This window comes from Rhodoferax sp. BLA1, assembly GCF_013416775.1.
Lineage (GTDB): Bacteria > Pseudomonadota > Gammaproteobacteria > Burkholderiales > Burkholderiaceae_C > Rhodoferax.
Genome location: NZ_SZVI01000004.1, coordinates 124,446 through 134,474, shown reverse-complemented (window position 1 = coordinate 134,474; position 10,029 = coordinate 124,446). Strand labels below are relative to the sequence as shown.

The following is a 10,029-nucleotide window of genomic DNA, read 5'->3' as shown; positions in this document are numbered from 1 at the left end:
TCAGACATGCCAGTTGGCTCAGAAGTTTGGCGAAGTCCCTTTGGTTCATGTCGCACCTCCATCACCGCTCTTCTCCCACACTTTGGGTTGCTGTCCAGAACTTCAACAGCTAATTCAGACATAGCCCCAAATTGGCTCTTAGCCCTTATACCAAAATGGCTGATAGCTATTTAATTCATAGTATCTGTCGTTACCCGAAAACAACTGGTCTCAGCGCAACACCAACTTGGCACCCGCAGTGGCAGCGGTGATCTCGCCCACCTCACACGCATCCCCAAAACCCAGATCACGGAACACCGCCAGCACCGCGTCCACGGCCTCAGGGGCACAACTCACCAGCAGGCCGCCGCTGGTTTGCGGGTCAGACAGCAGGGCCTGGTCCACTGCAGCAAAACCCTCGGGCAACGCCACCTCAGCACCATACGCCGCCCAGTTGCGACCCGAGGCGCCGGTGATGTTGCCCGCCAGCGCCAAGTCACGCGCACCAGGCAGCAGCGGCACCCGGTGCCAGTCCAGCGTGGCCGTCAGACCCGCACCCCGCGCCATTTCCAGCGCATGCCCGGCCAGGGCAAAACCGGTGACATCGGTCATGGCATGCACCCCAGGCAAAGCCGCCAGCAGCGGGCCAGGGGTGTTGAGTTGGGTGGCGACCGCCATCATCTGCGCGTAACCGGCGGCGTCCAGGTTGTTCTTCTTGAGCGCCGCTGACAAGATGCCCACACCAATCGGTTTGCCCAGAATCAGCTTGTCACCCAGTTTGGCGCTGGCGTTTTTCTTGACCCGGCTTGGGTGCACCAGGCCCAGCGCCACCAAGCCGTAAATCGGCTCCACCGAGTCAATGGTGTGGCCACCGGCAATCGGGATGCCCGCCGCGCGGCACACGCTGGCGCCGCCTTCGAGAATCTGGCCAATGGTCTCGACCGACAACACGGCAATCGGCATGCCCACCAGCGCCAGCGCCATGATGGGCGTGCCACCCATCGCGTACACATCGCTGATGGCGTTGGTGGCGGCAATGCGGCCAAAGTCGAACGGGTTGTCGACGATGGGCATGAAGAAGTCGGTGGTGGCAATCAGCGCCTGCTCGTCATTGAGCTGGTACACCGCCGCGTCGTCGGCGGTCTCGATGCCCACCAGCAGCTCTTTGGGGATGGGCATGGCGCTGGTGCCCTTGAGGATGCTCGACAACACCCCGGGTGCGATCTTGCAGCCGCACCCCCCCCCGTGTGACAGGCTGGTCAGGCGTGGCTCGGCGGGCTGGGTGTCTGAGGGTGAAGACGAGGTGCTTGGCGCAGGGTGTGTCATGACGAATCCGGTTTAAATATCCAAAACCTCATTATCCGGCGCCACCTGCCGATAAAAAATATAGCATTGACCCCAATGCTTGACTGGCTTAGCAGCTAGGCAGATACTCCCGCCCACCCATCACACGGAAACACCGATGACAGATCAGAAAGACCAGCCTGGCGCGTTGGAGGCTGTACCGGTTGTCCCAACGCCACAACCCGTGAACTTTCTCAAGGTGCCTTGGCCCCACATTGGCGCCTGGACCCACTATTTCCTGCACGCCGACATACCGGTGCTGGCGACCACCGCGCGGGCGCTCGAAGAGTTGCGCGCCATCGAGGACGAGGTGGACGCCAACATGCTCACCCCGGTGATCCAGGCTGACCCGCTCATGACACTCAAGGTGCTGGCCTATGCCGCCAGCCTGCGCAAGCCCAGCCAGGCCACCGAAACCGAGTCGATCACCACCTCGCTGGTTCTCATGGGCATCTCGCCCTTTTTCCGATACTTTGGCCCGCAGCGCACGGTCGAGGACTGGCTGACCGATCAACCCGAGGCCAAAGAAGGCTTGCAGAAACTGCTACGAAGAGCAGAGCGTGCTGGCCAGTTTGCGCTTGGCTTTGCGGTACATCGGGGTGACACCGACGCGACCATCATCCATCAGGCCGCCTTTTTGCACGACTTTGCCGAGATGCTGATCTGGCTCCATGCGCCAGCACTGGCCATCCAAATACGCGACGCCCAGGCTGCCGACGCCACATTACGTTCGCGAGCCATCCAGCGCGAGGTGCTGGGCGTCGAACTCACCGACTTGCGCCAAGCCTTGATGAAACTGTGGCGCCTGCCCGAGTTGCTGATCAGCATCAGCGACGACCGCCACGCCGAACGCAGCAACGTGCAATGTGTGGTGCTGGCGGTGCGCCTGGCGCGCCACACAGCCCTGGGCTGGGACAACGCCGCGATACCCGACGACATCGACGAGATTGCCAGATTGCTCAACACCACCCCACGCGTCGCCCGCCTGTTCCTCAACAAGATCGACCACCCAATCCTGGAGGCGGCCTCGCTGGCAGGCCAGCCACCCGGCCGCACTTGAGCGGCGAGCGGGCGACGTAGGTACAGCAGCTTCCACCAGCCCAGAATAGCCTCCATCACTGCCAGCAAATCTGGAGGGATGTATCGATGGTGCGGTCCGCCTCAGAATGCCGTGGAGGGTCAGCAGTCGGGTGGTCATGCGCTTGTTGTCAGGTCGCATCCCAGACCCAAAAACCAAGGAAAACGACGCGGGGCGTGCTCCAATCCAGCTTCTCACCACCTTTGAGGCAGCACCATGGCACGTATCCACATCCAGCTTCCTGAACCGTTCGCGTTTGCCACGGAGATCACGCTCTACCAGAGCCACATGAACTACGGCGGCCATCTGGACAACGCGCTGCTGCTCACCCTGGTGTCAGAGGCGCGTGTGCGGTTTTTCAAAGCCCTGGGTTACACCGAGCTGGATGTGGAAGGTGTCGGCATCCTGGTGGCCGATGCGGCGGTGCAGTACCGCTCCGAAGCGTTTTATGGCGAGGTCATGGTGGTGCATATGACCGCGACCGACCTGGGCTCCAAGGGTTGTGACCTGGTGTGGTGCATGCGGGAACACAGCAGCCAGCGCGAGGTGGCGCGTGGCAAAACCGGGATTGTGTTCTTTGACTACAGCCGCCGCCAGGTGGCGCCGGTGCCCACTGCCTTTTGTGACCGGCTGGCGGCGCTGCCGCTCAGGGAATGATGATGTCGCGGTCGCGTGCACACTCCGGTGGCTCGCCATAACCGGTGGAGCGCACCTGCAGCTCTTGTGAAATCTCGACCTGGAACCACTGGCAGAAGTGGTTTTCGTAACGGTAGCTCCAGACCTCACCCCGAGAGCGCCCCAGCCCCTGGATGTGGCTGGCACGGCCCAGCAGATCACGCACCTCTTGTTGTGACAAGCCTGGGGTGATTCGGGCGAAATTCTCTTCAGTCAACACCTGCTCGGTCTTGATCACCCGGCCATCGGGGCCCAGGTCCACAAACCAGGTGTGGTGCCCCATCGGGCCCCGAGGAAACTCCAGCCGGGTGCCGCTGGCCGTCTGGCGCAGCTTGTCAGGCGGCCCCATCTGGGCCACCAGCTGCGCCTGGGTCAGATCTTTGACATTGGCGGGCGGCGCGTAACCACTGCAGGCGCTCAAGAGCGACAAACACATCAGACTGAGGGCGGAAAAACGCAACATGGCAACTCCTCGACTACGCACAACACACGCCTGGGCAAACGCTTGAATTAGAAACCGAGGGACGCCAGCAAATCATCCACATCGGTTTGTTTGAGGGCGTTTTCTGCGGTTTGCGGACCGTCCAGCTTGTGGGTGTCCACCGTGGCAGGTACCACTTGGGAAGTTTCCTCGGCTGCAGCGGCTTGGGGTGAACTGTCCACCAACAGGTGAACCAGCTGCATCTCGGTGCGGTTGATGATGTCGATCACCTTCTTGATCACCTGGCCGGACAGATCCTGAAAATCCTGCGCCATCATGATGTCACTGAGCACCTCGGCCTGCCCCTTGGAAAAGCCGCCGGTTCTGTCGACAAACTTGCTGCAGACCACCAGCAGACCACGCGCTTTTTGCAGCGTCAACTCTTCTGAGCGGGCAAAGCGGGCCAGAGACGCACTGAGCTCGACGGCGCGGCCCGACAAATCGTCACAGGCGGGTTTGGCGGTTTCGACCAGGGTCAGCACCTTGTCGGCAGCGGCCTCGGTCATCTGACCCACATATGCCAGGCGGTCCCGGGCATGCGGGATCTCTTCCACAATGTCGTGCAGATGGTTACTGCCCAATAAGGTCAGCGCCTCGTGCATCTCCCTGGTGATCGCACCCAGTCTGGCATAGGCCTCTTCTTTGCTTAACGGCGTAGGCATGGGAATGAATTCAACTGTTGAAGCCAGTATTAGACCTCAAGCCCAAGCGCCTCGACGCGATGCGGCGACAAGGTAAGCAAATATCCTTGTCTCGGCGCAACACCTGGCGGGCCAAGCCGCCACCCGCAGCCTGCCCCCATACCCACAGCCGTTTTGCGCAATTGAACTAATTTTTTAGCACTCTCTCCAAGGGAGTGCTAATATTTGCATGTTCACCCATAGGAGTACTGGCATGACAACGCACACTGGCAACTCAAGCACCGCGCTGACCCTGGCTAACCCCTGGGCGCTGGTGCCTGCGCTAGGCAATCTGGATGCCTATATCTCGGCGGTCAACCGCATGCCCATGCTCACCCTTGAGGAAGAGCAGGCTTTTGCGCGCCAATACCGCATCAACAACGACCTGGAAGCCGCTGGAAAACTGGTGCTCTCGCACTTGCGCCTGGTGGTCTCCACCGCGCGCCAATACCTGGGCTACGGCCTGCCGCATGGCGACCTGATCCAGGAAGGCAATGTGGGCCTGATGAAGGCCGTCAAACGTTTTGACCCTGACCAAGGCGTGCGTCTGGTGAGCTACGCGCTGCACTGGATCAAGGCCGAAATCCACGAATACATCCTGAAAAACTGGCGCATGGTCAAGGTGGCTACCACCAAGGCGCAACGCAAGCTGTTTTTCAACCTGCGTTCGATGAAACAACGCTTCCGCAGTGAAGACGCGATGGCCGACCTCGACTCGCACCGCGACACCCTCAACGACAGCCAGATCGACGCGATGGCCACCGAGCTCAACGTCAAGCGTGAAGAAGTGATCGAGATGGAAGCGCGCCTGTCCGGCGGTGACGTGTTGCTCGACCCAAGCCCGTCCGACGACGGTGAAGACACCTTTGGCCCGATCTCCTACCTGACCGACGCCGCCCACGAACCCACCGCGATGATCGAAGCGCACCACCGCGACGTGTTGGCCAGCGACGGCATTGCCCTGGCGCTCGACACGCTGGACGACCGCAGCCGCCACATCGTCGAAGAACGCTGGCTCAAGGTCAACGACGACAACTCGGGCGGCATGACGCTGCACGACCTGGCCGCCGTCTACGGCGTCAGCGCCGAACGCATTCGCCAGATTGAAGTGGCGGCCATGAAGAAGATGAAAAAGGCGCTGGTTGAATTTGCCTGAACCAAGCCGCCAGCGCCTGTAACGGCGCGCCGACAATCACCCCACCTGCCGCAACTTGCTGGCACGTGGGGTTTTTTCTTGCTTGCAGAGGGTTGAGACAGGCGTTATTCAATCCAAAATCACTACGCTTTTCATAGCTATCGAACCAATACACAAATGGGCCAGTGGCCAAAACAAGCATAAAGAGCAATCGACATACGCTGCTCCGCTCTTTGGCGGCAACCGCTTGAGCCAAGCCATGGGTGACCCTTGCTGCGGGCGTGATGCTGGCGGTGATCCGTCTCGTCAACCCTCCGATTTTTGGGGTGCCGCCATGTAGGGCAAACCGGGGATCAGTTGCAGGTAACGCGCGCTCGATGCTGGCATGGCCGTTGGGTCATTCATGGGGGTTGCCACCAAATCAGCCAATGTGATGCCGTCCAGCACCGCCAAGTAACTCTGAGTGGCCTGCTGGAGCACGCCTTTGAGGCGGCAGTGTGTGCTCAAGCGGCAGCGGTTTAGTGTCAGATCAAAACACTCCACCATGGCGAAATCCGTTTCGGTGGCACGCACCACATCACCCAGACAGATCTCCCGGGCTGGCTTGAGCAGCCGCATACCGCCACCGCGACCACGCGTGGTCTCCAACCAGCCACGGGCACCCAGTTCCTGCACAATTTTTGTCAGGTGGCTGCGCGAGATGCCATGGCTGTCAGCAATCTCGCTGATCGTGACGGGCTGTGCGCGCTCCTGGCTCGCAGCGCAGTACATCAACACGCGCAGGGTGAAGTCAGTCCGCTGGGTCAATCGCATAGGTTAAAAAGGGGGATTCTTAAAGATTCATTCAGAATGAACATTATTGTCTAAAATAGTGTTCACACCATATTCATGTTTGAGAAATGTCCCGCATGACGACACAAGCAGACGTTCCAAAGGCCACCACTGGTCTAGCGTCGTTGGACCAAGCCGTTGGTCGGATCGCGTTCAACCTACCCCACGTCACCGACGTCTGGTCATGAAAAAATCTTCCCCCTCCAAGGTCATACCGATCCGATTGACACCCTCTGGCGAAGGTGCGACGGATGTTGTGTCCTTGTTTCAGGAGCAGGTCAAACTCTACCCACGCGCGGTAGCTGGTTGGTATGCGCGTTGGCGCTGGGTCATGGTGTGGGTCACGCAAATCGTCTTTTATGGTGTTCCCTGGCTGATGTGGAATGACCGGCAGGCGGTTCTTTTTGATTTGGCCAACAGCAAATTTCTGATTTTTGGCTTGGTGTTACACCCTCAAGATCTGATCTATCTGGCTGGTTTGCTGGTACTGGCCGCACTGACCCTGTTTTTCTTCACCGCCATCGCCGGGCGCCTCTGGTGCGGTTATTCCTGTCCGCAGACGGTTTACACCGAAATTTTCCTGTGGCTCGAGCGTCAAACCGAAGGTGACCGCCTGGCCCGCATGCGGCTTGATGACGCGGCCTGGGGCCTGGAAAAAATCGCCCGCAAAGGTGGCAAACAGGTTTTGTGGATCAGCCTGAGTCTGGTCACCGGTTTGACCTTTGTCGGTTATTTCACGCCCATACGCGACTTGATGAACGAGCTGGCCCTCTTGTCGTTTTCACCCTGGGAATGGTTCTGGGTGCTCTTCTATGCGTCAGCCACCTACGGCAATGCCGGCTATTTGCGGGAGGAATTCTGCAAACACATGTGCCCTTATGCACGCATTCAAAGCGCCTTGACCGACATGGATTCCATGGTCATTGCCTACGATGTTGCGCGTGGTGAGTCACGCGGTTCACGGCCCCGCTCGGCCGACCCGACAGCCCTTGGCCTGGGTGACTGCATTGACTGCACCCTGTGTGTTCAGGTTTGCCCCACCGGCATCGACATCCGCAATGGCTTGCAAAACGAATGTATTGCCTGTGCTGCCTGCATCGATGTCTGTGATGAAGTGATGACCAAAATGGACTACCCCAAGGGGCTCATCCGCTACTCATCGGGCAAAGGCATGGCTGAAAAGTTGACCACCACCCAAATGTTGAAGCGGATATGGCGGCCACGGGTGTGGGTCTACGGCGCGTTGCTGCTTGTGGGTGCCGGCCTTTTTGTGGGCGGTCTGTCGATGCGCAAAGGTTTTTCTGTCGATGTCATCCGAGACCGCGGTGTGATGGCACGGGAGGTTGGCAACGGTGACATCGAAAACGTCTACCGTTTGCAGATCACCAACGGCACCGAGCAAACACAGACCTACACCACCACCGTGCGTGGCATGCCAGGGATAAGCTTGGCGACCACCTCAGAGTTAACCGTGCCAGCAACTGGTATTGGATCGCTGACGGTACGCCTGACGCTCAGCGCTGTGGATGCGCAAGGTATCCGGGACAAGGTCAGCCCGGTTTTCTTCGACGTGCAAACCAAAACCAATGACAAACCGGCTGTCATTGAAGAGAAGTCAACCTTTGTGGTACCTCGTTGACGCCTGAAAGATGAGTCGCCATGTCAAAAATATTCCCCATCCACCCCGCCAACCCGCACCGTATCTGCTGGGGATGCGACAAATACTGTAGCGTGGATGCGATGGCGTGCGCCAACGAACGCTCACCCCACCCGGCAGAACTGTTTGGCGACGACTGGCTGGCTTGGGGCGATGAGCAACTGGCGCCACCAGCCGACCCCAAGAACGAACCACAGCAGGCACTTGCCAAGTTGATCAACCCCAACCTGTGACCGGGTGACACCCGGCGCAGTTGTCGCGGCCTGGGCAAGCATGGTGTTGGCCAACCCGGCCCGACCGCTGGCGCACTGGCGCCAAGCGCCGCCCAGGCGCGCGATCTGTGCACATCGATAATCACTCCACCTGCCGCAATTTGCTGGCACATGGGTTTTTTCATGTTTGTATGGGGCTTTCAGATGGTTTCTTTCCAACGTCGCAACACTCTGCTTTTAATAGCTATCAGCGCTTTATCTACCTGGGCCAGTGGCCAAAATGTCTCACAACCTGCGACCTGGCCAACCAAAACCGTTCGCATCATCGTCGGTTTTCCGGGCGGATCGTCCCCCGACCTGACCGCACGCACCCTGGCCGAGCCGCTGTCCAAGGCGCTGGGCCAGCCGGTGATTGTGGAAAACAAGGTGGGGGCGGGCGGCAACATCGGCGCCGACTATGTCGCCAAGGCCACCGACAACCACACGCTGGGCCTGATGATCAACGGCAACATGACCACCGCCAAGCTGCTCAACCCCAAGCTGGCTTATGACCCGTTGAAAGACCTACAGCCGGTGTCACTGGTGGGTGTCTCGCCGCTGGTGCTGACCGCGCCCTTGAACGCGCCAGGCGCCACCGCAGCCGAATTCTTCAAGGCCGCAAAAGCAGCCGGTGACAGCTGGAGTTATGGCTCGCCCGGTGTCGGCACCGTGGGCCACATCGGCATGGAGTTACTCAAGTCGCGCACCGGCATGCAGGTCGTGCATGTGCCCTTCCCTGGTTACGCGCAGGTGGCCGGTGGTTTGGTGGGTGGGCTGCTGCAGCTCTCGATGCTGCCGCCCGCACAAGCCATCGCCCAGGTCAAAGGTGGCAAGTTGCGCGCCATTGGTGTGACGTCGAGCGGGCGTAGCAGCCTAGCGCCAGATTACCCCAGCATGGCTGAGGCCGGTGTGCCCAACTTCAACCTGGAAATCTGGAACGCGGTGGCGGCACCCAAAAACCTGCCCGCACCGATTGTTGCCAAACTGGCCAAACTGGTCAGCGAGATCAGCCGCACGCCTGAGGTGCGGCAAAAGTTGTTCCAGCAGGGCTGGCAGGTGGTGGGCTCGTCGCCCGAGGGGCTGGCCAACCGCATCCAATCGGACACGGCCCTGTTTGGCGGGGTGATCAAAACGCTCGGGGTCAGCAACGAGTAGCGGATGGGCGCCGTGCTTCAGGGCCATTCGGCCTGAAGCCATCACTTACAAGCTTTTTAACCCTCTAGCCCTTATGAATAAAGGGCAGATAGCTATCGTAAAAAGAGCAATCAGGTCCCCGGTTGCAGCAGCAGGCGGATGTCGGCGGCGGTCAGCTCGGGCTGGGTGCCGTAGCGCGTGAACAGGCGCAAGTTTCCCTGGGTGTCATACACGTAGCTGCCCGCCGTGTGGTCCACGGTGTAACTGGTGGGTGTCGGGCCGGGCACCTTTTTGTAATACACCTTGTAGTCCTTGGCCAGGGTCGCGGTTTTCTCAGGCGTGGTGTAGAGCGCCAGAAACGTCGGGTCAAAGTTCTCCATGTAAGCTTTTAGCAGCTCGGGGGTGTCGCGTTCGGGGTCCACGGTGACAAACAGGCCCTGCAACTTGTCGCCATCTGGCCCCAGCAGTTGTTTGATACGGACCATCTCGACCATTGAGGTCGGGCACACGTCCGGGCACTGGGTGTACCCAAAAAACACCATCACGATCTTGCCGTGGAAGTCTTTCAAGGTACGCAACTGGCCGTTGTGGTCGGTCAGGGCAAAGTCTTTGGCGTAGTCGGCGCCGGTGATGTTGATCGCTGTGAACGCCGGGGTTGTTGAATCACAGGCGCTTAATTGGCTTGCAGCCCATACAGTTAAAGCGCCAAAAGCTATCTTTTGAAGAGCATGTCGTTTGTTCATGCAAACATCATAATCCGCCGGGAATGAGGCCCCTGGCCTGG

Annotated in this window: 11 protein-coding genes; 6 read left to right on the top strand and 5 right to left on the bottom strand. The window is 59.6% G+C overall.

The features are described 5' to 3' along the window. Positions 1-210: 210 nt before the first annotated feature. On the bottom strand, positions 211-1,305 hold the full coding sequence (gene selD, locus FDG13_RS05645; protein ID WP_180125833.1) for a selenide, water dikinase SelD: 1,095 nt from the start codon (positions 1,303-1,305) through the stop codon (positions 211-213). A gap of 202 nt (positions 1,306-1,507) precedes the next feature. On the opposite strand from selD, the gene FDG13_RS05640 reads away from it, so the two are divergent. Further along, positions 1,508-2,383 carry an HDOD domain-containing protein gene (locus FDG13_RS05640; RefSeq protein ID WP_370528169.1) on the top strand — a complete coding sequence of 292 codons (876 nt, stop codon included), beginning with the start codon at positions 1,508-1,510 and terminating at the stop codon, positions 2,381-2,383. Positions 2,384-2,617: 234 nt separating this feature from the next. Continuing rightward, on the top strand, positions 2,618-3,058 hold the full coding sequence (locus tag FDG13_RS05635) for a thioesterase family protein (protein ID WP_180125831.1): 441 nt from the start codon (positions 2,618-2,620) through the stop codon (positions 3,056-3,058). Here FDG13_RS05635 and FDG13_RS05630 read toward each other — a convergent pair. Both FDG13_RS05630 and FDG13_RS05625 read right to left on the bottom strand, forming a co-directional pair. After that, positions 3,048-3,539, bottom strand: coding sequence for a hypothetical protein (locus FDG13_RS05630; protein WP_180125830.1), 492 nt, complete (start codon positions 3,537-3,539; stop codon positions 3,048-3,050). The genes FDG13_RS05635 and FDG13_RS05630 overlap by 11 nt on opposite strands. A 47-nt stretch (positions 3,540-3,586) precedes the next feature. Further along, entirely contained in the window at positions 3,587-4,219 is a 633-nt protein-coding gene (locus tag FDG13_RS05625) for a protein phosphatase CheZ (RefSeq protein ID WP_180125829.1), read from the bottom strand. Positions 4,220-4,451: 232 nt separating this feature from the next. Here FDG13_RS05625 and rpoH point away from each other — a divergent pair, with 232 nt between their 5' ends. Next, positions 4,452-5,393, top strand: coding sequence for an RNA polymerase sigma factor RpoH (gene rpoH / locus FDG13_RS05620; protein ID WP_180125828.1), 942 nt, complete (start codon positions 4,452-4,454; stop codon positions 5,391-5,393). A 285-nt stretch (positions 5,394-5,678) separates the two neighbouring features. Here rpoH and FDG13_RS05615 read toward each other — a convergent pair whose 3' ends face one another. Further along, complete coding sequence (locus tag FDG13_RS05615; RefSeq protein ID WP_180125827.1) at positions 5,679-6,185, bottom strand: Rrf2 family transcriptional regulator; 507 nt, start codon at positions 6,183-6,185, stop codon at positions 5,679-5,681. Positions 6,186-6,387: 202 nt separating this feature from the next. On the opposite strand from FDG13_RS05615, the gene ccoG reads away from it, so the two are divergent. The 3 genes from ccoG (at position 6,388) to FDG13_RS05600 (ending at position 9,266) form a co-directional block, all read left to right on the top strand. Further along, positions 6,388-7,842 carry a cytochrome c oxidase accessory protein CcoG gene (gene ccoG, locus FDG13_RS05610; RefSeq protein ID WP_180125826.1) on the top strand — a complete coding sequence of 485 codons (1,455 nt, stop codon included), beginning with the start codon at positions 6,388-6,390 and terminating at the stop codon, positions 7,840-7,842. A gap of 20 nt (positions 7,843-7,862) precedes the next feature. Continuing rightward, positions 7,863-8,093, top strand: a complete 231-nt coding sequence (locus tag FDG13_RS05605) for a DUF3079 domain-containing protein (protein ID WP_180125825.1) — start codon at positions 7,863-7,865, stop codon at positions 8,091-8,093. Between the two features lie 183 nt (positions 8,094-8,276). Further along, the gene (locus FDG13_RS05600; RefSeq protein ID WP_180125824.1) at positions 8,277-9,266 is read left to right on the top strand and encodes a tripartite tricarboxylate transporter substrate binding protein; all 990 of its coding nucleotides are present in this window, start codon (positions 8,277-8,279) and stop codon (positions 9,264-9,266) included. A gap of 110 nt (positions 9,267-9,376) precedes the next feature. Here FDG13_RS05600 and FDG13_RS05595 read toward each other — a convergent pair whose 3' ends face one another. Continuing rightward, the gene (locus FDG13_RS05595) at positions 9,377-9,988 is read right to left on the bottom strand and encodes an SCO family protein (protein WP_180125823.1); all 612 of its coding nucleotides are present in this window, start codon (positions 9,986-9,988) and stop codon (positions 9,377-9,379) included. Between the last annotated feature and the right edge of the window lie 41 nt (positions 9,989-10,029).

Excerpts from the sequence above, each read along its gene's own strand:
- selD (WP_180125833.1), bottom strand. The coding sequence starts at position 1,305 with ATGACACACCCTGCGCCAAGCACCTCGTCTTCACCCTCAGACACCCAG.
- FDG13_RS05635 (WP_180125831.1), top strand. The coding sequence starts at position 2,618 with ATGGCACGTATCCACATCCAGCTTCCTGAACCGTTCGCGTTTGCCACG.
- FDG13_RS05630 (WP_180125830.1), bottom strand. The coding sequence starts at position 3,539 with ATGTTGCGTTTTTCCGCCCTCAGTCTGATGTGTTTGTCGCTCTTGAGC.
- FDG13_RS05625 (WP_180125829.1), bottom strand. The coding sequence starts at position 4,219 with ATGCCTACGCCGTTAAGCAAAGAAGAGGCCTATGCCAGACTGGGTGCG.
- rpoH (WP_180125828.1), top strand. The coding sequence starts at position 4,452 with ATGACAACGCACACTGGCAACTCAAGCACCGCGCTGACCCTGGCTAAC.
- FDG13_RS05615 (WP_180125827.1), bottom strand. The coding sequence starts at position 6,185 with ATGCGATTGACCCAGCGGACTGACTTCACCCTGCGCGTGTTGATGTAC.
- ccoG (WP_180125826.1), top strand. The coding sequence starts at position 6,388 with ATGAAAAAATCTTCCCCCTCCAAGGTCATACCGATCCGATTGACACCC.
- FDG13_RS05605 (WP_180125825.1), top strand. The coding sequence starts at position 7,863 with ATGTCAAAAATATTCCCCATCCACCCCGCCAACCCGCACCGTATCTGC.
- FDG13_RS05600 (WP_180125824.1), top strand. The coding sequence starts at position 8,277 with ATGGTTTCTTTCCAACGTCGCAACACTCTGCTTTTAATAGCTATCAGC.
- FDG13_RS05595 (WP_180125823.1), bottom strand. The coding sequence starts at position 9,988 with ATGAACAAACGACATGCTCTTCAAAAGATAGCTTTTGGCGCTTTAACT.